Genomic DNA, 21,406 nt, shown 5'->3' with positions numbered 1-21,406 from the left:
ACGAGGGGCCACTATCTGGAAGGATAGACCACGATGACGACGCATGCGAAGCCCGGACTCCGTCCGGCAAACCCCAATTTTTCCTCAGGTCCCTGTGCGAAACGCCCCGGCTGGTCGGTCGAGGCGTTGAAGAACGCTGCGCTGGGCCGTTCCCACCGCGCCAAAGTCGGCAAGACCAAGCTCGAGCAGGCGATCGCGCTGACGCGCGAAATCCTCCAGGTTCCTGCCGACTACCGCATCGGTATCGTGCCGGCGTCGGACACAGGCGCCGTCGAGATGGCGCTGTGGTCGCTGCTCGGCGAGCGCGGCGTCGACATGGTCGCCTGGGAGAGTTTTGGTTCCGGCTGGGTCACCGATGTGGTCAAGCAATTGAAGCTAGCCGACGTGCGCAAGCTCGAAGCGGGCTACGGTGAACTGCCGGATCTGGCGAAGATCGATTTCGATCGCGACGTGGTCTTCACCTGGAACGGCACGACGTCAGGCGTGCGCGTGCCGAATGGCGATTTCATTCCGGCCGACCGCCAAGGCCTGACCATCTGCGACGCGACCTCGGCGGCGTTCGCGCAAAAGCTCGATTTCGAAAAACTCGATGTCGTCACCTTCTCCTGGCAGAAAGTGCTGGGCGGCGAGGGCGCACACGGCATGCTGATCCTGTCGCCCCGCGCCGTCGCGCGGCTGGAGACCTACAAGCCTTCATGGCCGCTGCCGAAGATCTTCCGCCTCACTTCGGGCGGCAAGCTGATCGAAGGCATCTTCAAGGGCGAAACCATCAACACGCCGTCGATGCTGTGCGTCGAGGACTATCTCGACGCGCTTCAATGGGCGAAGTCGATCGGCGGTCTCGACGCGCTGGTCGCCAGGGCCGATGCCAATGCCGCCGTGCTCGACGGTTTTGTCGGCAAGTCTTCGTGGCTCGGGCATCTCGCCACCCTGCCGGCGACGCGGTCGAACACCTCCGTGTGCCTGTCCTTCACGGACCCGGATATCGCGGCACTCGACGCGGACGCGCAGGCGGCCTTCGCCAAGGGCCTGGTCTCCGCACTCGACAAGGAAGGTGTCGCCTACGACATCGGCTCCTATCGCGACGCGCCGCCCGGCCTGCGCATCTGGTGCGGCGCGACGGTCGAGACATCCGACCTCAAGGCATTGCTGCCCTGGCTCGACTGGGCTTTTGCCGCGCAGAAGGCGTCGCTCAAGGCTGCGGCCTGAGATCATTCGCGGCGGCCTTCGGGCCGCCCATTCCGCCGATCAATCCTATTTTCAAGGAGGCCGCCATGGCGCCCCGCGTTCTCGTCTCAGACAAACTTTCCCCCACCGCCGTGCAGATCTTCAAGGATCGCGGCGTCGAGGTCGACTACCTGCCCGACCTCGGCAAGGACAAGGAAAAGCTGCTCGAAGTGATCGGCCAGTATGACGGCCTCGCCATCCGCTCGGCGACCAAGGTCACCGAGAAGCTGATCAACGCCGCCACCAGGCTCAAGGTCATCGGCCGCGCCGGCATCGGCGTCGACAATGTCGATATCCCCGCGGCGAGCCGCAAGGGCATCATCGTGATGAACACGCCTTTCGGCAATTCGATCACGACAGCCGAACACGCGGTCGCGATGATCTTCGCGCTCGCCCGCCAGATCCCGGAAGCCAACGCATCGACGCATGCCGGCAAATGGGAAAAGAACCGCTTCATGGGCGTCGAGATCACCGGCAAGACGCTGGGAATCATCGGCTGCGGCAACATCGGCTCGATCGTCGCCACGCGCGGCGTCGGCCTCAAGATGCACGTCATCGCCTTCGACCCGTTCCTGTCGGACAAACGTGCCGAGGAACTCGGCGTCGACAAGGTCGAGCTCGACGAGCTGTTCGCGCGAGCCGACTTCATCACGCTGCACACGCCGCTAACCGACAAGACGCGCAACATCATCGATGCCGCGGCGATCGCCAGGATGAAGAACGGTGTGCGCATCATCAACTGCGCCCGCGGTGGGCTGATCGTCGAGGCCGACCTGGTCGCGGCGCTGAAGAGCGGCAAGGTCGCCGGCGTCGGCATCGATGTGTTCGAGGTCGAGCCGGCCGAGCAGAACGCCCTGTTCGGCATGGAGAACGTGGTGGCGACGCCGCATCTCGGCGCTTCGACGGCCGAAGCGCAGGAGAATGTCGCGCTGCAGGTCGCCGAACAGATGGCCGACTATCTGATCAAGGGCGCCGTCTCCAACGCCATCAACATGCCGTCGATCACGGCGGAAGAAGCGCCGCGGCTCAAGCCCTTCGTCAAGCTCGCCGAAGTGCTCGGCGCCTTTGTCGGCCAGGTCACCGAAGATCCGATCAAGGAAGTGGAGATCCTGTTCGACGGCTCGACCGCGACCATGAATACGCGGGCGCTGATCAGCGCTGCCCTTGCCGGCCTGATCCGGCCGCAGGTCGCCGACGTCAACATGGTCTCGGCGCCGATCATGGTGAAGGAGCGTGGCATCATCGTCGCCGAGGTCAAGCGGGACAAATCCGGCGTGTTCGACGGTTATATCAAGCTCACCGTCACGACCGAGCACAGGACGCGCTCGATCGCCGGCACCTGCTTCTCCGACGGCAAGCCGCGCTTCATCCAGATCAAGGGCATCAATCTCGACGCCGAAGTCGGCCAGCACATGCTCTATACGACTAATGCCGATGCCCCCGGCATCATCGGTCTGCTCGGCACGGTCTGCGGCGAGAACGGCGTCAACATCGCCAACTTCCAGCTTGGCCGCAACCGGCCGGGCGGCGATGCCATCGCGCTGCTCTATCTCGACGCGCCGTTCCCGGAAAAAGTGCTGGAGCAGGTCAAGGCGCACAAGTCGATCGATTCAGCCAAGCGGCTGCAGTTCGACGTCAACACGATTTGATCCAGCTTGTCGTGGAGATCCAGAAGGCGCGGTCTGACCCGCGCCTTCCGATTGCTCAACGCGTCCTGGCCGACGGCAGCATCGCCATCTTTCGCCCGCTATATTCGGCAAGAGCGATGCCGCCGAGCACGAGCACAAGCGCCAAGGCCTGATAGAGCTGGAACGTCTCGCCGACGATCAGAACCGAAAGCAGCGTGCCGAAGATCGGCACCAGATTGATGAACAGGCCGGCGCGGTTGGCGCCGATCAGCTCGTTGCCCCTGATGTAGAGGATCTGCGAGATGACCGACGCGCCGATCGCGGTATAGACGATCACCGCCCAGCCGCGCGCGTCGGGTACGATGACATTGCCGGCAGCGACCTCCCACAGGAAAAAGGGCAGCGAGGTGGCGAGCGCGGCCATCGACATGGCCAGCATCAGGCTTTGCCAGCGCATCACCGGCTTGAGCCGCAGCCCGACCGAGTAGCCGCTGTAGAGCACGACCGCGACCAGCATGATGGCGTCGCCGAAATTGAGCTCCAACGTCAGCAGCCGGCGGGGGTCGCCGTGGCAGGCGGTCAGGATGACGCCGAGGATGGTCAGCACCACGCCGACGATCTGCGCCCAGTTCACGCGCAAGCGAAAGAAGATGAAATTGGCTGTCATGATCAGGATCGGCATCGCCGCCTGTTCGATCGAGACGTTGATCGCCGTCGTATAGTTGAGCGCCGTGTAGAAGATGGTGTTGAACAAGGTGAAGCCGCTGGCGCCGAGTGCGGCCAGAACGAACCAGTGCCTGCGCACTACCGGCCAGTCCTCCTGGATTGTCTTCCAGCCGACCGGCAGCAAGATCAGCACGGCCAGCGCCCAGCGCAGGAAGACCAGCGTCATCGGCGAAACGTGATCGACCGCCAGCTTGCCGGCCACCGAGTTGCCGCCCCACAGCAAGGTGGTGAGCATCAGGAATATGTAGGCGCTTCGGTGCATTGCGGGTCGCCGCCGGGAGGACTGAACTGGTGGTCCTTGCCGGCCTATTGCCCTCGCCCGGCCAAGTAAAGGATGTCAAAGCCGAAAATTGTTGTGCCTTAGGGTATTTTCGGCGGCAAAGAAAGGTCGCATCGCCTTGCTCTTGACGCTATAGAGGCCTGTCGTTTCGAACCATATTCAAGCCGCTCGGCGGCGTCTCAAGGGAAAAGAAACATGGCCAATGTGGTGGTCGTCGGCTCGCAGTGGGGCGACGAAGGCAAGGGCAAGATCGTCGACTGGCTGTCGGAGCGCGCCGATGTCGTTGTGCGTTTCCAGGGCGGCCACAATGCCGGCCACACGCTGGTCGTCGACGGCAAGGTCTACAAGCTGTCGCTGCTGCCGTCGGGCGTCGTGCGGCAAGGCAAGCTTTCCATCATCGGCAATGGCGTCGTCTTCGACCCGCACGCTTTCGTGGCCGAGGTGGCGAAGCTCAAGGGACAGGGCGTCGACGTGACGCCGGATCGCCTGAAAATAGCCGAAAACACAGCGCTAATCCTTTCCCTGCACCGAGAGCTGGACGGATTCCGCGAGGATGCCGCCTCCAATTCCGGAACGAAGATTGGCACGACCCGCCGTGGCATCGGCCCCGCCTATGAGGACAAGGTGGGCCGGCGCGCGGTTCGGGTGATGGATCTGGCGGATTTGGAAACACTGCCCTTGAAGGTCGACAGGCTGCTGACGCATCACAACGCACTGCGTCGCGGGCTCGGCCATGGCGAGGTCACGCATGACGCGATCATGGCGGAATTGACCTCGATCGCGAATGACATCCTGCCCTATATGGATCGCGTCTGGAAGATACTCGACGACAAGCGCCGGGCCGGCGAACGCATCCTGTTCGAGGGCGCCCAAGGCACACTGCTCGACATCGATCACGGCACCTATCCCTTCGTCACCTCGTCCAATACGGTGGCCGGGCAGGCGGCTGCCGGCTCCGGCGTCGGCCCAGGCGCCATCGGCTATGTGCTCGGCATCACCAAGGCGTACACCACGCGCGTCGGCGAAGGCCCGTTCCCGACGGAACAGAAGAACGAGATCGGCGAGTTCCTCGGCACGCGCGGCCATGAATTCGGCGTCGTCACCGGTCGCAAGCGTCGCTGCGGCTGGTTCGACGCGGTGCTGGTGCGCCAGGCCGTCGCCGTCAACGGCATCAAGGGCATCGCGCTGACCAAGCTCGACGTGCTCGACGGGCTGGACGAGATCAAGGTCTGCACCGGCTACCGGCTCGATGGCGAGATGATCGACTATCTGCCGGCCAGCCAGGGCGCGCAAGCCCGCGTCGAACCAGTCTATGAGACGCTTGAGGGCTGGAAAGGCACCACTGCCGGGGCGCGCAGCTGGAACGATCTGCCGGCCCAGGCGGTCAAATACGTCCGACACATCGAGGAGTTGATCGGCGCGCCGGTCGCACTGCTCTCCACCAGCCCGGAACGGGACGACACGATACTTGTGACCGATCCGTTTCAAGACTAGTTTCTCAAGCCTTTCCGGGCATGGCGGCTGATTTGCGGGGGCCGGTCCGGGAGCAAAATACAGGTCGACCCAAGCATGGCAGATTTCGTTTCTGTTCTGAAAAAGCAGCTCGACAAGCACGACGAGCCGGCGCTCGATACGCGCAAGCGGATCTATGATAGCGCGCGTTCCGCGCTCCAAAGGAAACTTGGGGAGTTTTCGCCACCGCTTTCCGCCGACGTCATAAGCAAACAGAAACGCTCCCTCGAAGACGCCATCGCGGGTATCGAGCGGGACTATGCCAAGAGCCTGCCAGAGTCCGATCCGCTCGCCGAACTGGAACACATCTTTTCCTCGATCGATCGGAACAAGAACCAGCCAAGTCATACACGGTCGCCGGCAGAACCAGTCTTGCCTACACCGCCCGCCGCCAAGCCTGAGCCCTCCCGGCCCGCCCCACCGCCGGCCGCCAAGGTCGAGCCGAGTTGGCAAAAGCCCGCTTCGATTCCGGTGCAGCCCGTCCCGGACTTGGCCGGCCAGGCCTTGCCGGGCATGGGTGCGGACCGCGACGAGAGCGAGGACGTCTTTCCGAATGACAACGAGCCGGCGGCGACCGAGACTTTCCAGCGCCCTCGGCCTGCCGAGCGCAAGCGCAGCTATGGCGGACTGATCGCCGCCGTGGCCATCTTGCTGGTCGTTGCCGGTGGTGGCTACGGCATCTGGCTGAACAAGGACGCCTTCGGCAAGATGCTGGGTCTCGATGGCAGCAAGGTGGCGAAGACCGAGCCGGTGAAACCAGCTCCGGCCAAGCCGGCCACCGATGCCCAACCAGCGCCCGCAGCCGGCACCGAGGCCGAAGGAACAAAGTTCACGCAGCGGCTGACGCCACAAGGCAGCGAGGTAGATCCCGGCCCGGCCGGCGGACAAAGCGGCGTAGGCGAGGGTGAATCCGTCGCAGCACTGACGACGCCGCCATCCGCGACCAACGCGCCGGCGATTGCCGCGCCGAGCGCCGGCACGCCGCCCGCCGCCGCACCTGCCGCGAATACGGCTCCGCCGGCGGCACAGGCGACGCCGCCCGCCAATGGAGCACCGGCTGCGCCGGCCGGTGCGACCGCCACTCCGCCAGCGCCGGCAGGCGCCGCGCCGACTGCGCCTGCCCCGGCACCGGCACCGGCGCAAACGTCGCTGCCGGTCGGCCAGAAAGCGATCTTCTACGAGGAGCGCACCAGCACTGCGCAGGGTTCGGCCGAGCCTGGCAACATCGTCTGGTCGCTGGTGCAGGAATCGCCCGGCGGTGACCTGCCGCCGGAGCCGGCGATCCGCGCCGAAGCGACCATTCCCGGCAAGGACATCCAGTTGCGCATGACCATCCGCCGCAACACCGACCAGACCTTGCCGGCCAGCCATATCATCGAGATGATCTTCCTGACGCCCGAGGGTTTCGAAGGCGGCGGTGTCGACAACATTCTGCGCGTCGCCATGAAAGGCTCCGAACAGGACGCCGGCAGCCCGCTGATCGGTATCCCGGCCAAGATCGCCGATGGGTTCTTCCTCGTCGCGCTCAACGACACCAAGGCCGACGAAGACGCCAATTTGACGTTGCTTCGCGGCCAGGACTGGATCGACGTGCCGGTGGTCTACAAGACCGGACGACGGGCGCTGCTGACCATGGAAAAAGGCATTCCCGGCGAGAAGGTGTTCGACGAGGCGATCAAGGCTTGGCAGGCGAAGACGGCGGGCTAAGTCGACGGCAACCGGCCGACCCCGGTCAGAAGCCCTGAAACAGCATGTCGAGCGCGGCGACGATGTCGTCGTGGTGCTTGGAAAGATTTCCCTCGGCATCCGCCAATTCGGATGCTGTCAAGGCTGATATGAACTGTGTGACCATCACATGATCTTTGCCATCGATGGCGAAAGTCGGGTTTAGCCGTCGCCCGGAACCGGGGCTGTTGGGCGGCATCAACGGAACGACGACCCTCGTGCCCAGTCCTTCAAGAAGCTCAGACTGAACGTCGAGAAGATAACCGTACCTTCGGCATTTCGATAGAGATCGTAGCGTGCCATCAAAACAGCCGGTGTTTGGCCAATGGCAGTCCGTTGCGTCTGACATATTCATTAGAGCTATCAATGGCTTCTCTGTTCTCTTCTTGCCATCGACGGGTTTTTTCCGCCGCAATCGCTTTCGCGATACCTGCCTCGGCGGCGCGTGAGATATTGATGCCCAACGCCTTGGCGTCCTTGATCAACTGGGAGTCGATGGACGTGTTAACAGATTGTCGCTGAGGTTTTGGCGCCGATTGAAGCACAGAAACCACCTCCTTTTATGCGCATATTGTACGCGCATAAAAGTTCAGTTGCGATCTCACCCCTCCATCTCCTCGCGCAACATTTCCAGCTCAAGCCATTCTTCCTCGAGCGCCGCCAGTGTCGCGCGCTCCTTGTCGAGAGCGGCGATGGTTTTCTGGAACGAGGCCGGATCGCGCTCGTAATAGGCGGGGTCGGCGATGTTATTCTCCAGCCGTGAGATCGAGGCCATCACCGCCTCGATTTTTTTCGGCAGCGATTCCAGTGCGAACTTTTGCTTGAACGACAGTTTCTTCGCTGGCCCTTTTGACGCTGCCGGCTCGCCTTTGCCCGTCGCTGGCGCTTCGCCGGCCTCGGCCTTCGCGCGCGCCTTGCGGTCATCGAGCCTGGTGCCGCCGCGCTGCGCCAGCATGTCGGAATAGCCGCCGGCATATTCGATCCAGCGGCCGCCGCCATCGGGCGCGATGATGCTGGTCACGGTGCGGTCAAGGAAATCGCGGTCGTGGCTGACCAGGATGACCGTGCCGGCAAAGCCGGCGACCAGTTCCTGCAAGAGTTCCAGCGTCTCCATGTCGAGATCGTTGGTCGGCTCATCGAGCACCAGAAGGTTTGCCGGCCGTGCCAGCACGCGCGCCAGGATCAGCCGCGCCCGCTCGCCGCCGGAAAGCTCGCGCACCGGCGTGCGCGCCTGCTCCGGCTTGAACAGGAAGTCCTTCATGTAGGAGACGACATGGCGCTGCTCGCCATTGATGACGAGGTTCTCGCCGCGTCCGTCGGTGAGATATTGCGCCAGCGTCTCCTGCGGATCGACCGCTTCGCGCTTCTGGTCGAGCGTGGCGATCTCCAGGTTGGTGCCCAACCGCACGGAGCCGGCGTCCGGCGCCAGTTCGCCGGTCAGCATCTTCAAGAGCGTCGTCTTGCCGGCGCCGTTCGGGCCGACGAGGCCGACGCGGTCGCCGCGCTGGATGCGGGTCGAGAAGCCCTTGACCACGGTGAGGTCGCCAAAACTCTTCTCGATATTCTTGGCCTCGATTACCAGCTTGCCGGATTCGGCGGCGTCGCTCGCCACCATGGTGGCCGAACCTTCGGCGCCGCGATGGCCGCGAAAACGCTGGCGCATGGTCTGCAATTCGCCCAGCCGGCGCATGTTGCGCTTGCGTCTTGCAGTCACGCCATAGCGCAACCAGTGCTCCTCGCGCACGATCTGGCGGCCGAGCTTGTGCTGTTCGCGCTCTTCTTCCTCCAGCACGAGGTCGCGCCATTCTTCGAAATGGCCAAAGCCCTTGTCCAGCCTGCGGGTCTGGCCGCGATCGAGCCAGACGGTGGCACGCGACACGCGTTCGAGAAAGCGGCGGTCGTGCGAGATGACGATGAGGGCGGAGGAGGTGCGAACGAGCTCCTCTTCCAGCCACTCGATGACCGACAGATCGAGATGGTTGGTCGGCTCATCGAGCAGCAGAATGTCGGGTTCCGGCGCCATGACGCGGGCAAGTGCCGCGCGCCTGGCCTCGCCGCCGGACAGATCGTTCGGCCGTTCTTCGCCCGACAGGCCGAGGTGCTCCATCAGATAGCTGGCGCGGTAGGGATCGTCGGCGGGGCCAAGCCCGGCCTCGACATAGGCGCGCACGGTGGCGAAGCCTTCCATGTCGGGCATCTGCGGCAAATAGCGGACGGTCGCCGAAGGCTGGCGGAACACCTCGCCGTCCTGCGGCTCGATCAGTCCGGCGGCGATCTTGAGCAGCGTCGACTTGCCGGAGCCGTTGCGGCCGACCAGCGCGATCTTGTCGCCGGCCGAAGCGGTCAAGGCGGCGCCATCGAGCAGCGGCGCGCCACCAAAGGTCAGTTTTATCCCGTCGAGATTGAGAAGGGGCGGGGCCATGTCAGCTTTCAGCTAATGGATAGGGATGAGCAAGCAGCATCGCGCGGCCGTGGCCGAGGGCGATCTCAAGGCTGCCCTTGACTTCGTTGGAGATGGTCAGCGACGAGCCGAACGCCACCTGGACGTGGTTCAGCGGCCATTTGGCGCCGGAAACGGTCAGGCCGGCAAGTTCGGAGAAGCCAAGGATCGAAAACAGCGTGCCGGCGGCATAGTCGAAACTGGTTTTCCCGGACAGCAGAGGGACGCCTTCCTGGGCGCCGCTGGTCAAAAGTACTTCCGTTCCTGCCTCGGCCAGCCGCAGGCCGAGTGCCATATGCAGGAAGGCGTGGTCGGCGCGCTTGCCGCCGAAGGCGCCTGCAAGCACGAGACGGGTCGCACCGCGTTCGAGCGCAGCCGCGATCGCCAGTTCACCGTCGGTCTGGTCCTTCTCCGCCGGAAAGGTCCGGCGCGGTACGGCGGCGAGATCGTCAGGCAGATTGGCCGGCACGGAATCGAAATCGCCCACCCACAGCTCCGGGGTAAGGTCCAGCAGCCGCGCGTGGCCGATGCCGGCGTCGGCGGCGATCACGCGGGAACGTTCGACATGGCGGTCGAGCCGCGGCGTGCGGATGAGATCGCCGCCAAGCAGGATGGTGAATGTGCTCATATCCTGTCGCCCTTACCAGCCCGGCACGGGAAACGGAAGGCCGGCAAACTCCGCTTGCGTGGTTCGCCGGCCGGGCCTATGTGTCGAGGCGCTCTAACGGGGTGCCGGACGCGATCTTCGCGGACCGGCTGAGAGGCAGTCTCGCCAACCCGCTGAACCTGATCCGGTTTGTACCGGCGGAGGGATTAGACGTTTCGGACAGTCCGACGCCTCAATTCCCTTCAACTCGAACGAAGGAGGCGCCGATGCGCACGCTTTTATACTCTCTTGTCTCGGCAATGGTCCTGGCCCTGTCCGGACCGGCCTTGGCCAAGGACAAGCTCACCGTCTACACCTATGAAAGCTTCACCGCCGACTGGGGTCCCGGCCCGGTTGTGAAGAAGGAGTTCGAGGCGGAATGCGGCTGCGATGTCGAGTTCGTCTCGGTCGCCGATGGCGTGGCCTTGCTCAACCGCGTCAAGCTCGAAGGCGCCTCGACCAAGGCCGACATCGTGCTTGGCCTCGACACCAACCTCACCGCCGACGCCAAGGCCAGCGGCCTGTTCGCGCCGCATGGCGCGGTGACGGAGGTCAACGTGCCGGGTGGCTGGAGCGACGACACTTTTGTTCCCTTCGACTACGGCTATTTCGCCGTCGTCTATGACACGCAGAAGCTGAAGACACCGCCGAAGAGCCTGAAGGAGCTGGTCGAAGGCAGCGCCGACGACAAGATCGTCATCCAGGATCCGCGCACTTCGACACCGGGTCTCGGCCTGCTGTTGTGGGTCAAGTCGGTCTATGGCGACAAGGCGCCGGAGGCCTGGGCCAAGCTCAAGGCCAAGGTGCTGACCGTGACGCCGGGCTGGAGCGAGGCCTACGGCTTGTTCACCAAGGGCGAGGCGCCCATGGTGCTGTCCTACACCACCTCGCCGGCCTATCACATGGTCGCCGAAAACACCGAGCGCTACCAGGCGGCGTCCTTCGAAGAGGGCGAGTACCTGCAGATCGAGGTCGCCGGCATCACCACCACGGGGGCCAAGAATCCGCTGGCGGAAAAGTTCATGGCCTTCATGACCGGACCGAAATTCCAGGACGCCATCCCGGAGACCAACTGGATGTTCCCGGCCGGCAAGACCGACAAACCGCTCAACCCGGCCTTCGACAAACTGGTCAAGCCGACCAAGACCTTGCTGTTCAGCCCCGAGGAGGTCGCGGCCAACCGCAAGGCCTGGGTGGATGAATGGCTGGCGGTGATGAGCAAGTAGTTTGGCTATATGATTGAAAGATGATCGCCCTACGGCGCCCCCCTCTGTCCTGCCGGACATCTCCCCCACAAGGGGGAGATTGGCAGCTTCGTTGCCGGCTCGTTCCTGGCAGCGTTTGAGATTGGCGGAAGCCGCAGCGACATCCGATCTTCCCCCTCGTGGGGGAGATGTCCGGCAGTCACGTTCGTCAAGTCCCCGCCAGTCGATGATATCGAGGCAGATGGTGCAGCGTGCAACGCGCTGACCCCCGCACCACCGCCGGTGTCCTCGCACTCGCTGCAATCGCGCTCCTCATTGGCGGGGCGTTTGCCGGCCTGATCATCGAGGGTGCCCACGACTTATCCGGCGCGCGGGGGGCCTTCGACGCCTATCTCCTGCGCGTTATCCGCTTCACGCTCTGGCAGGCGGCGCTCTCGACGCTGCTTTCAGTCGGCCCGGCATTGTTCGTGGCGCGCGCGCTGTCGCGGCATCCAGCTTTCTTCGGCCGCGCCTTCATCCTGCAACTCTTCGCCATACCCCTGGCCCTGCCGGCGATCGTCGCGGCACTCGGCATCCTCGCCCTCTATGGCCGTGCCGGATATTTCGCCGGTCTGTTCAGTGCTGCTGGCGGTCAGAGCTGGCCGGGAATCTATGGCCTGTCCGGCATTCTAATCGCTCACGTTTTCTTCAACCTGCCACTGGCGACCAGGCTATTTCTGGAGGCGCTGCGGACCATACCTTCCGACCAGTGGCGGCTGGCGAGCCAGCTCGGCATGGGGGCGCGGCCGGCCTTCCGGCTGATCGAGTGGCCGACCTTGCGTGCCGCCTTGCCAGGTGTCGCCGGGCTTGTCTTCATGCTCTGCATCACCTCGTTCACCATCGTGCTGACGCTCGGCGGCGGGCCGGCCGCGACGACGCTCGAGGTCGGCATCTACCAGGCGCTGCGCTTCGATTTCGATCCGTCGCGGGCGGTGACGCTGACCCTGCTGCAAATCGCATTGACCTTCGTCGTGGTGCTGGCGCTGACGCGGCTTGGCGCCAACGTGGTCGGAGATACCAGCCTGCCGGTCGCGCCACGCCGCTATCTCTCCATCAAAGGCACCGAGACCGCGCTGAATGCCGTGCTGATCGTGCTTGCACTGCTGTTCGTCATCGGACCGATGGCGGCCACGGTGATGGCCGGACTTGGCGCCGATCTTGGCCGCCTGGCCAGCGAGGTCGCCGTAAGACAAGCGATGCTGACCAGCGCGGTGCTCGCCTTTCTGTCGGCGCTGCTTTCGGTGATGCTGTCGCTGGCGCTGACCATGGCGCGGCGTGCGCTGGCGATGAACCGCCGCGTCGGCCCGAGGACGATGCTCGAACATGCCACCGATACAGGCGCGGGGTTTGTCCTGGTCGTGCCGCCGATCGTCATCGGCGCCGGCTGGTTCCTGTTGCTGCGCCATATCGGCGACGTCTTCGCCATTGCCCCGGTCATGGTCGTTACCGTCAACGCGGTGATGGCGATGCCGTTCGCGCTGCGGGCCGTCCGTCCCGGCTACGATGCCGCAAGCGAGCGACACGAACGGCTCTGCGCACAGCTCGGCATCGCTGGATGGAACCGGCTCATTCTGGTCGACTGGCCGTCACTGCGGCGGCCACTTGCCACCGCCTTTGCTTTCGCCATGGCACTGTCGCTCGGCGATCTCGGCGTCATCGCCCTGTTCGGCAGTGATTCCGTGCAGACCTTGCCTTACCTTCTCCTGGCGCGGATGGGCAGTTACCGCACCGAGGATGCCGCCGGCCTGGCGTTGCTGCTCGGCCTCGTCTGTCTCGCGCTGGTGCTGGCAGCGGACTGGCTTGGAAGGGAGAAGATCCGTGATGCCTGACGACGCGGCCGGCGGGAAAGGGGTTCCAGTTCGGCTGGACAAGGTCTCGTTCAGCTATGGCGAGGCACCGCTTGTCTTCGACATAGCGTTCGCCGTGGCGAAAATCACCGCGGTCATGGGGCCGAGCGGCTCGGGCAAGTCGACGCTCCTCAATCTGGTCGCCGGCTTCGAGACACCTCTGTCCGGCCGTGTCCTGATCGACGGGGTCGATGTTACGGCCGAGCCGCCGGCGGCTCGGCCGGTGTCGATGGTGTTCCAGGAAAATAACCTTTTCGCCCATCTCTCCGTCGAGCAGAATGTCGGACTCGGCCGCTCGCCATCGCTGCGGTTGACGCAGGCCGATCAGGCGACCGTCGCCGATGCGCTTGCGCGCACCGGTCTTTCCGGCAAGGAAAAGCGGCTACCGCGCGAACTTTCCGGCGGCGAGCGGCAGCGCGTTGCGCTCGCCCGCGTGCTGGTGCGCGACCGTCCGGTGCTGCTGCTCGATGAACCCTTCGCCTCGCTCGGGCCTGCCTTGCGTGCCGACATGCTCGATCTGGTTGCCGCGGTCCATGCCGAGCGCGGCATGACGGTGGTGTTCGTCACGCATCAGCCCGAAGATGCCCGCCGTATCGCCCAGCACGTGGTGTTCCTGGACGACGGCATGGTCGCTGCCGCCGGCGAGGCGGATGATTTCTTCGCCGGGGCTGGTCCGGAAGAATTCCGGCGCTATGTCGGTGCGAGTGCAGGGGAGGCCGTATCACGAGATATTGCCCGGAAGCGGCCATAATTTACGGTCAAACCGGCTCCAGGGATGGGGCGCTTGCTTGCCATGGCTGGAGTAGTGTGGCTAGGTCCGCCTTATTGGTCCGGCATGGACCCTGATTTGGCTACAGCATCCGCCGCCCGTCCGGAGGGGACGCGCGACGGATATTGTAGCAGTTTGTTTTTACGCGTGGCACCTTCCGAAGGTCGCTCCCGATTTTCGTGGCCATGCGCCGGGACCCGAAAGGAGGCCGTTCTGGCGATCGGCGTCAACAGACCACGAACGAATCCGCTGGCGCGCTTTCTCGCTCTGGCCGGTTTTGCCGTGGCGTTGGCGAGTTGCCAGATGTTTACGCCTCCGGAAGTTCAGGAATCCGGCTTCCAGCCGTCCGACAAGCCGATCACGGTCGATAATGTCACCGGCAACAACAAGCTCGCCGAACTGGCCAAGGCGCAGCACCCGCGCATTCTGGCGACCTATGGCGGCGAATATTCCGATCCGAGGCTGGAGCGCATGGTCGCCAAGGTGGTCGGCAGCCTGACAGTGGTGTCGGCCAACCCGACGCAGACCTATCGCATCACCATCCTGAATTCGCCCAACGTCAACGCGTTCGCGCTGCCGGGCGGCTATCTCTACATCACGCGCGGCCTCCTGGCGCTGGCCAACGACTCTTCCGAGCTCGCCGCCGTCATCGCGCACGAGATGGGCCATGTCACTGCCAATCACGGCCTGCAGCGCCAGCAATTGGAGGCCGAGGAAGGCCTGGCGACCAAGGTCGTTTCCGACGTGCTCGGCGATAGCCCGACCGCCAAGGCCGCGCTGATCCGCGGCAAGCTCAGGCTGGCGCAATTCTCGCGCAACCAGGAACTGGAGGCGGACGCCATCGGCATCAAGTCGATCGGCGAGGCGGGTTATGATCCCTATGCCGCCGGCCGCTTTCTGCAGTCGATGTCGGCCTACACCGACTTCCGCTCGATCAGCGGCGCCACCGATGCCAGCCTCGACTTCCTGGCCACGCACCCCAATACGCCGCAGCGCATCGATCTGGCGCAACGCCACGCCCGCCAGTTCGGCGCGCCCGGCGTCGGCACGCGCGACCGTGATTCCTTCCTCGCCGGCATAGACGGCCTGCTTTACGGGGACACGCCCGAGGAAGGCTATGTGCGCGGCGAAACCTTCCTGCATCCTGGCCTTGGCGTGTCCTTCTCGGTGCCCGAAGGCTTCATCATCGACAATTCGGCGGCGGCAGTGACGGCGACCGGGCCGGGCGACATAGCGATCCGCTTCGACGGGGTTTCGATCGACAAGAACCGGACGCTGACCGACTACATCCGCAGCGGCTGGGTCGCCGGTCTCGACGACAGCGCCGTCAAGCAGGAAACGATCAACGGCAATGAGGCGGCGACCGCGCATGCCGGCGCCGAAGGCTGGCAGTTCGACATCGCGGTGATCCGTGCCGGCGGCCAGGTCTACCGGCTGCTCACCGCGGCACCCTCGGCCAGCACCTCGCTGGACACGGTGGCGCGCTCGGTCAGCGGCTCCTTCCGGATCCTGAGTGCCGCGGAAAAGGCGGCCCTGAAACCGCTGCGTATCCGCGTGCTCACCGTTCAGCCGGGGCAAACGATGGGTTCGCTTTCAGCTCAGATGGTTGGTGTCGACCGCAAGCTCGACCTATTCCGCGTGCTCAACGCGCTGTCGCCGGGTGCGGCGGTTTCGGCCGGTGACAAGGTCAAGATCGTCACCGACAAGTAAAGGCCTTTTGTCGGAAGTTCAGGCGGCCGCCGCCAGAAATTCGGGGTTCTGCTTCACCAGTGCGACCTTTAGCTTTTCCATGGCGCGGGCCTCGATCTGGCGGACGCGCTCCTTGGAGATGCCGAGCGTCTCGCCAAGTGCCTCGAGCGTGGCCCCCTCGTCACTCAGCCGGCGCTCCTCGATGATGCGGAGCTCGCGCGCGTTGAGCGCGCCAAGCGCTGTCTTCAGCCACACCGAACGGCGCTCGACATCGATCGTATCGCCCACGATTTCGTCGGGCAGGGGATCGTCCGAGACCAGGAAGTCCATCCGTTCGGTGGCGCCCGTTTCGTCGGCTAGCGGCACGTTGAGCGAGGAATCCGGAGCCGACAGCCGCGAATCCATCATCGCCACGTCAGCCTCGGAAACACCAAGTGCAACCGACACCTCGCGGTAAAGGGTTTCGTTGGAGAGCGGCTCGGTCCCGTTTGCAAGACGGGCACGCAAGCGCCTGAGGTTGAAGAACAAAGCCTTCTGCGCCGAACTGGTGCCGCCGCGTACGATCGACCAGTTGCGCAAGATGTAGTCCTGCATCGAGGCGCGAATCCACCACGTCGCATAGGTCGAGAACCGCACTTCGCGCTCCGGTTCGAAGCGGGCGGCGGCCTCAAGCAGGCCGACATGACCTTCCTGGATCAGGTCGCCGAGCGGCAAGCCGTAGTGGCGGAACTTCGAGGCCATCGAGATGACGAGCCGCATATGGGCGACTGTGATGCTATGCAGCGCGTTTTGGTCGTTGTCTTCCTTCCAACGCAACGCGAGCCGGTGTTCCTCGTCACGTTCGAGGTAGGGAGCCTTCATTGCCGCACGGACCATGATCCGTCCTGCCGTGTCTTCCATCATGAGGTGCTCCCTGGCTCAGGCGATGCGGATGACTTCGCGAACGTGGCAGGAGCCGGGTTGAAATGACGGCGTCCTGCCCTACAACAGCCAGAACGTGCCATGCTCGGGAAAGGTTCCGTGGCCGCTTGCGGGCGGACTGCGTTGCCTGGGAGACGTCGGCGGTGATCCGTGATGATCCTGATCGCCACCGGAAATCGCTTTTTATGGAATCTGGTTTCAGAAATTGGCTGTCTTTGAAATTCTGTTCCTTATTTTTCTCCCCAGCATCTGTCAGTTTCCTGCGCTCACAACGTGCCTGACATCAGGCCCAGGACGGGATCACAGAAAAATGAAATGGCTGAAGTCGCTCATAGTCGCCGGAACGCTGCAGGTTCTGGCAATCACCGCTGGCCATGCCGGCGCCAATCTCGACCAGATCAAGCAGGCAGGAGTCATCAAGGTCGGCACGGAAGGCACTTATGCGCCGTTCACCTATCATGACGCTTCCGGTGCGCTGGTCGGTTTCGACGTCGAAATCGCCAAGGCGATCGGCGACAAGCTCGGGGTCAAGGTCGAGTTCCTCGAAGGGAAATGGGACGGGCTGATTGCCGGTCTCGATGTCAATCGCTATGACGCCGTCATCAATGAAGTCGGCATCACCGACGCCCGCAAGGCCAAGTACGATTTCTCAGATCCCTACATCGCTTCCAAGGCGGTGCTGATCGTGCGTGGCGACAACACCGACATCAAGAGCTTCGCCGACCTCAAGGGGAAGAAATCGGCGCAGTCGCTGACCTCGAATTTCGGCAAGCTGGCCGAGACAAACGGCGCCGAGCTCGTCGGCACCGATGGTTTCGACCAGTCGATCCAGCTGCTTTTGACCGGCCGCGCAGACGCCACCATCAACGACAGCCTGTCGTTCCTCGACTTCAAGAAGCACAAGCCCGACGCCAATGTGAAGATCGCCGCACAGGAAGAGAACGCCGACTATTCCGGCGTCATCGTGCGCAAGGGCGATCCGGAGCTGGTGGCGGCCATCAACAAGGCGTTGGCCGACATCAAGGCCGATGGAACCTACCAGAAGATCGCCGATACCTATTTCGGCCAGGACGTTTCGAAGTAATCCTTACGAGGTGGGCCGGTCTCCCCGGCTCCCGGCAACGTATCGGGCGGCGGGCTGTCTTTGACGGCTCGTCGCTTTTATCGTGATATGGCACCCAGCGTTCGCGCTTCATCAAGCCACCTTGCCCATTCTGGAGGATCTTTCGTGCTGCACTGGCTGCAACTGATGCTGGAGTCGCTGCCTTCGCTGCTGTGGGCTGCCTTGATCTTCACCGTGCCGCTGACGCTGCTGTCTTTCGCCCTTGGGCTGACGGTCGGCCTGGGTGCGGCGCTCGGCCGGCTGTTCGGCCCGAAGCCGCTGGTCGCGCTTGTGCGCTTCTATGTCTGGATCTTCCGTGGCACGCCGCTCCTGGTGCAGCTGTTCCTGATCTTCTACGGCCTGCCGTCGGTCGGGATCCTGCTCGACGCCTTCACGGCGGCGCTGATCGGCTTCACGCTCAACATCGGCGCCTACACGTCGGAGATCATCCGCGCAGCCATAGGCTCGGTGCCGAAAGGCCAGTGGGAAGCCGCCTATTCGATCGGCATGACCTGGGGCCAGGCGATGCGGCGCACCATCCTGCCGCAAGCCGGCCGCGTTGCCGTGCCACCGCTCTCCAACACCTTCATCTCGCTGGTCAAGGACACCTCGCTGGCCGCCGCCATCACCGTGCCGGAGATGTTCCAGGCCGCGCAGCGCATCGTCGCCACCACCTATGAGCCGCTGATCCTCTATGTCGAGGCGGCGATCCTGTACCTCGCGATGAGCTCGGTGCTGTCGGCCTTGCAAACACGGCTGGAACGACGGCTCAACCGCTATGGCGGCTTCCTGGAGGCACGCTCATGATCGGCCTCACCAACATCGAAAAGCGCTTCGGCGACAATCTCGTGCTGAAGGGCGTGACCGTGGCGTTTGCGGAAGGCAGCGTCACCGCGCTTGTCGGCCCTTCCGGCGGGGGAAAAAGCACGTTGCTGCGCTGCATCAATCTCCTGGAGATTCCGACCTCCGGCACGGTGCGGATCGGCGACGAGACGCTCGAGTTCCGCCCCGGCGGCAAGGTTCCGGCCGGGGACATAAGGCGCCTTCGCTTGCAGACCGGCATGGTGTTCCAGAATTTCCAGCTGTTCCCGCATCGGACGGCGATCGAAAATGTCATGGAAGGCTTGGTTACGGTGCTGAAATGGTCGCCTGAACGGGCGCGCGAACGGGCGCGCGCGCTGCTGGAAAAAGTAGGCATGGTGCACAAGGCCGATGCATGGCCGGCGACATTGTCAGGTGGCCAGCAGCAGCGCGTGGCGATCGCACGGGCACTGGCGCCGTCGCCGAAAGTGCTGCTCTGCGACGAGCCGACCTCGGCGCTCGACCCGGAACTGGCGCAAGAGGTGGTCGACGTACTTGGCAAGCTCGCCAGCGAAGGCACGACGATGGTGATAGCGACACATGATCTGCGCCTCGCCTCCAAGATCGCACAGGAAGCGGTGTTCCTCGATGCCGGCGTTGTCGTCGAGAAGGCGCCGTCAACCGTGCTGTTCGCCAATCCGGAGCGTGAGCGCACGAAGCGCTTCATCGCGACGCTGAAGCAGGAGGCGGAGAAGGAAGGTGGCGGCGAGGGTGGACCAACCTTATAGGTTTGCGCTGCCTCATCCGTCGCCTGCCCGACCTTCACTATCCGGGGAAAATGCCGGCAGGGCCAGCGGACCTTCCGGTATTGTCGACAACAAAAAACCCGGCGCGATGAGGCCGGGTTTTTCAGAACTCAAAGCTGGAAAGCTCAGGCAGCTTCTTCCTGCTCGGCTTCCTCGTTGTCGGCCTTGGCGCCGCGCTTGGGGCCCTTGTTGAGGTTGACCTCGATCAGGCGCACGGCTTCCGTTTCCGACATGCGGTTGACCGCGGCGATCTCGCGGGCCATGCGGTCGAGCGCCGCTTCGTAGAGCTGGCGTTCGGAATAGGACTGCTCCGGCTGGTTGTCGGCGCGATAGAGGTCGCGCACGACTTCCGAGATCGAGATCAGGTCGCCGGAATTGATCTTCGCATCATATTCCTGGGCGCGGCGCGACCACATGGTGCGCTTGACGCGGGCGCGGCCCTGCACGACTTTCAGCGCGCGCTCGACGTAATCCTCTTCCGACAGCTTGCGCATGCCAATGGAGGTCGCCTTGGCGACCGGCACCTTCAGGCGCATCTTGTCCTTCTGGAAATCGATGACGAACAGTTCCAGCTTGTGCCCAGCCACTTCCTGCTCGTCGATGGAGACGATCTGGCCGACGCCATGCGCCGGATAGACGATGTACTCGCCGGTCTTGAAACCGTGGCGCGCAGCGGTGGACTTCTTCTGCGGGGTGATCGTTGCCATTACGCCCTGAACTCCTTGTTGTGGTGCCGGCATGCTGCCGGCCCGAACTCGCGTGACCGGGAAACCCGATCATTAGCCGCACAACAGATGAACCCACCGGAAGGCCAAGGACCGGCAAACCGCACGAACTGCGACCGCCTGCCCCAGATCGCTCTGGTCCGGAATGGGATTGTCACCTTTCAGTGATTTGGGGCGTCTGCGCCATAAATCGACGTTGTGTCACCGGCATGTTTCGCTCATGTAGCACAAAAAGTCGGAAGAATCAAGGTTTTGCTGCAAAAGCGAAGGCCGCACTTTATCGCCGCCTGTCAAGGCGGTTAATGTGAAGTGCCCCTTACGCCGCGTAATACCGGCCTTTGCGGGGTTGTTGTCAATCGCCTTCGCCGGGTTCCGGGGAGAAATATTTCTCGAACTTGCCGGCCTCGCCGTCGAAGGATTTGGCGTCGGCCGGCGGTTCCTTCTTGGCGGTGATGTTGGGCCATTTTTCGGCATATTCGGTGTTGATTTGCAGCCATTTGTCGAGGCCGGACTCGGTGTCGGGCTTGATCGCGTCGGCCGGGCATTCCGGCTCGCAGACACCGCAGTCGATGCACTCGTCGGGGTGGATGACGAGCATGTTCTCGCCTTCATAGAAACAGTCGACCGGACAGACCTCGATGCAGTCCATATATTTGCATTTGATGCAATTGTCGGTCACGACATAGGTCATCGATAGGCTCCGGGACGTCCCAGTTTTGTTGGCTTTTTCCGTGAGGTAACGCCTTTGGCCGCTGCTTGCAAGGGCAGCCATTCCCGGCGGCGTCGGCGTTCCGGAATGGAATTCCGGACGGCTGGCGCAATCGAGACCCGACCCCTCCCGGGGAGCGTCTTTTTGCCGGGCTCGCTTTGACTCAGGCGTGCCCCTTGTTTCAAAAATATCATACGCATTTCGCGCGCGGCAAGCATCAGTCCTCGCCAAGCAGGCGATCGGTCTGTCGGCGCTCTCTTTTGGTCGGGCGGCCGCTGCCGGCCTCACGCAGAGCCGGAAGCGCATCGGGAACGGCTTCGCCCTTCGGCGCGGGCGGCGGCGATATATCCTCATAAAGCGTACGCGCTTCCTCGGCCGGACCGCGCCGGACGCCGGGGTTCAGCACTTTCCAGACGAAGATGCGCCGCTCGAGCGTGATGGTCAGCACGTCACCCGGCTTGACCAGATCGGAGGCCTGCGCTGCTTTGTCGCGATTGATGCGAACGCGGCCGGCGACCACCAGTTTCGCCGCCAGCGAGCGCGATTTCACAGCGCGCGAGAAGAACAGCCATTTGTCGATGCGCTGGCGGTCTCTCGCGGCCATTGGGG

At 63.7% G+C, this 21,406-nt stretch carries 20 protein-coding genes and 1 riboswitch; of the genes, 11 read left to right on the top strand and 9 right to left on the bottom strand.

Annotated elements, in window-relative coordinates:
• Positions 1 to 33: 33 nt before the first annotated feature.
• Both NKI49_RS11890 and serA read left to right on the top strand, forming a co-directional pair.
• Positions 34 to 1,209 (top strand): phosphoserine transaminase, encoded by a 1,176-nt coding sequence (locus NKI49_RS11890; RefSeq protein WP_352600369.1) that lies wholly within the window; start codon positions 34 to 36, stop codon positions 1,207 to 1,209.
• A 65-nt stretch (positions 1,210 to 1,274) separates the two neighbouring features.
• Entirely contained in the window at positions 1,275 to 2,876 is a 1,602-nt protein-coding gene (serA, locus tag NKI49_RS11885) for a phosphoglycerate dehydrogenase (RefSeq protein ID WP_352600367.1), read from the top strand.
• A 55-nt stretch (positions 2,877 to 2,931) separates the two neighbouring features.
• Here serA and NKI49_RS11880 read toward each other — a convergent pair whose 3' ends face one another.
• Positions 2,932 to 3,843 carry a DMT family transporter gene (locus tag NKI49_RS11880; protein WP_352600365.1) on the bottom strand — a complete coding sequence of 304 codons (912 nt, stop codon included), beginning with the start codon at positions 3,841 to 3,843 and terminating at the stop codon, positions 2,932 to 2,934.
• 213 nt (positions 3,844 to 4,056) lie between these two features.
• Between NKI49_RS11880 and NKI49_RS11875 the strand changes: the two genes are divergently transcribed.
• On the top strand, positions 4,057 to 5,355 hold the full coding sequence (locus NKI49_RS11875) for an adenylosuccinate synthase (protein WP_352600363.1): 1,299 nt from the start codon (positions 4,057 to 4,059) through the stop codon (positions 5,353 to 5,355).
• Positions 5,356 to 5,430: 75 nt separating this feature from the next.
• Entirely contained in the window at positions 5,431 to 7,080 is a 1,650-nt protein-coding gene (locus tag NKI49_RS11870) for a hypothetical protein (protein ID WP_352600361.1), read from the top strand.
• A gap of 25 nt (positions 7,081 to 7,105) precedes the next feature.
• On the opposite strand, the gene NKI49_RS11865 is transcribed toward NKI49_RS11870, so the two are convergent.
• From NKI49_RS11865 to NKI49_RS11850, 4 genes are all read right to left on the bottom strand, one after another.
• On the bottom strand, positions 7,106 to 7,447 hold the full coding sequence (locus NKI49_RS11865; RefSeq protein WP_352600518.1) for a CcdB family protein: 342 nt from the start codon (positions 7,445 to 7,447) through the stop codon (positions 7,106 to 7,108).
• The gene (locus NKI49_RS11860; protein ID WP_352600359.1) at positions 7,401 to 7,583 is read right to left on the bottom strand and encodes a type II toxin-antitoxin system CcdA family antitoxin; all 183 of its coding nucleotides are present in this window, start codon (positions 7,581 to 7,583) and stop codon (positions 7,401 to 7,403) included. Before NKI49_RS11860 ends, NKI49_RS11865 begins: the two co-directional genes overlap by 47 nt.
• 116 nt (positions 7,584 to 7,699) lie before the next feature.
• Positions 7,700 to 9,520, bottom strand: a complete 1,821-nt coding sequence (locus tag NKI49_RS11855) for an ABC-F family ATP-binding cassette domain-containing protein (RefSeq protein WP_352600357.1) — start codon at positions 9,518 to 9,520, stop codon at positions 7,700 to 7,702.
• Position 9,521: 1 nt separating this feature from the next.
• On the bottom strand, positions 9,522 to 10,166 hold the full coding sequence (locus NKI49_RS11850; protein WP_352600355.1) for a thiamine diphosphokinase: 645 nt from the start codon (positions 10,164 to 10,166) through the stop codon (positions 9,522 to 9,524).
• Positions 10,167 to 10,253: 87 nt separating this feature from the next.
• A riboswitch (TPP riboswitch) is annotated at positions 10,254 to 10,368 on the top strand.
• 43 nt (positions 10,369 to 10,411) lie between these two features.
• Between NKI49_RS11850 and thiB the strand changes: the two genes are divergently transcribed.
• From thiB to NKI49_RS11830, 4 genes are all read left to right on the top strand, one after another.
• Positions 10,412 to 11,410, top strand: a complete 999-nt coding sequence (thiB, locus tag NKI49_RS11845; protein ID WP_352600353.1) for a thiamine ABC transporter substrate binding subunit — start codon at positions 10,412 to 10,414, stop codon at positions 11,408 to 11,410.
• Positions 11,411 to 11,640: 230 nt separating this feature from the next.
• The gene (thiP, locus tag NKI49_RS11840; protein ID WP_352600351.1) at positions 11,641 to 13,257 is read left to right on the top strand and encodes a thiamine/thiamine pyrophosphate ABC transporter permease; all 1,617 of its coding nucleotides are present in this window, start codon (positions 11,641 to 11,643) and stop codon (positions 13,255 to 13,257) included.
• Positions 13,250 to 14,026, top strand: coding sequence for a thiamine ABC transporter ATP-binding protein (gene thiQ / locus NKI49_RS11835; protein WP_352600349.1), 777 nt, complete (start codon positions 13,250 to 13,252; stop codon positions 14,024 to 14,026). The genes thiP and thiQ overlap by 8 nt, the downstream gene beginning before the upstream one ends.
• Before the next feature lie 321 nt (positions 14,027 to 14,347).
• Complete coding sequence (locus NKI49_RS11830; RefSeq protein ID WP_352600347.1) at positions 14,348 to 15,754, top strand: M48 family metalloprotease; 1,407 nt, start codon at positions 14,348 to 14,350, stop codon at positions 15,752 to 15,754.
• A gap of 18 nt (positions 15,755 to 15,772) precedes the next feature.
• On the opposite strand, the gene NKI49_RS11825 is transcribed toward NKI49_RS11830, so the two are convergent.
• A complete protein-coding gene (locus tag NKI49_RS11825) occupies positions 15,773 to 16,636 on the bottom strand; it encodes an RNA polymerase factor sigma-32 (RefSeq protein WP_352600345.1) in 864 nt (287 codons plus the stop codon).
• A 328-nt stretch (positions 16,637 to 16,964) separates the two neighbouring features.
• On the opposite strand from NKI49_RS11825, the gene NKI49_RS11820 reads away from it, so the two are divergent.
• The 3 genes from NKI49_RS11820 (at position 16,965) to NKI49_RS11810 (ending at position 19,345) form a co-directional block, all read left to right on the top strand.
• Positions 16,965 to 17,738 (top strand): amino acid ABC transporter substrate-binding protein, encoded by a 774-nt coding sequence (locus tag NKI49_RS11820; protein ID WP_352600343.1) that lies wholly within the window; start codon positions 16,965 to 16,967, stop codon positions 17,736 to 17,738.
• 144 nt (positions 17,739 to 17,882) lie between these two features.
• A complete protein-coding gene (locus NKI49_RS11815) occupies positions 17,883 to 18,563 on the top strand; it encodes an amino acid ABC transporter permease (protein ID WP_352600342.1) in 681 nt (226 codons plus the stop codon).
• On the top strand, positions 18,560 to 19,345 hold the full coding sequence (locus tag NKI49_RS11810; protein WP_352600341.1) for an amino acid ABC transporter ATP-binding protein: 786 nt from the start codon (positions 18,560 to 18,562) through the stop codon (positions 19,343 to 19,345). The genes NKI49_RS11815 and NKI49_RS11810 overlap by 4 nt, the downstream gene beginning before the upstream one ends.
• A 143-nt stretch (positions 19,346 to 19,488) precedes the next feature.
• On the opposite strand, the gene NKI49_RS11805 is transcribed toward NKI49_RS11810, so the two are convergent.
• From NKI49_RS11805 to NKI49_RS11795, 3 genes are all read right to left on the bottom strand, one after another.
• On the bottom strand, positions 19,489 to 20,070 hold the full coding sequence (locus NKI49_RS11805) for a CarD family transcriptional regulator (RefSeq protein ID WP_006327799.1): 582 nt from the start codon (positions 20,068 to 20,070) through the stop codon (positions 19,489 to 19,491).
• Between the two features lie 370 nt (positions 20,071 to 20,440).
• A complete protein-coding gene (gene fdxA, locus NKI49_RS11800) occupies positions 20,441 to 20,779 on the bottom strand; it encodes a ferredoxin FdxA (RefSeq protein ID WP_352600339.1) in 339 nt (112 codons plus the stop codon).
• A gap of 235 nt (positions 20,780 to 21,014) precedes the next feature.
• Positions 21,015 to 21,401 (bottom strand): RNA-binding S4 domain-containing protein, encoded by a 387-nt coding sequence (locus NKI49_RS11795; protein ID WP_352600337.1) that lies wholly within the window; start codon positions 21,399 to 21,401, stop codon positions 21,015 to 21,017.
• Positions 21,402 to 21,406 lie beyond the last annotated feature (5 nt).

This window comes from Mesorhizobium sp. M0587, from assembly GCF_040320945.1.
Lineage (GTDB): Bacteria > Pseudomonadota > Alphaproteobacteria > Rhizobiales > Rhizobiaceae > Mesorhizobium.
The sequence above is the reverse complement of the archived record's forward strand: the minus strand, read 5'-3'. Positions and strand labels throughout refer to the sequence as shown.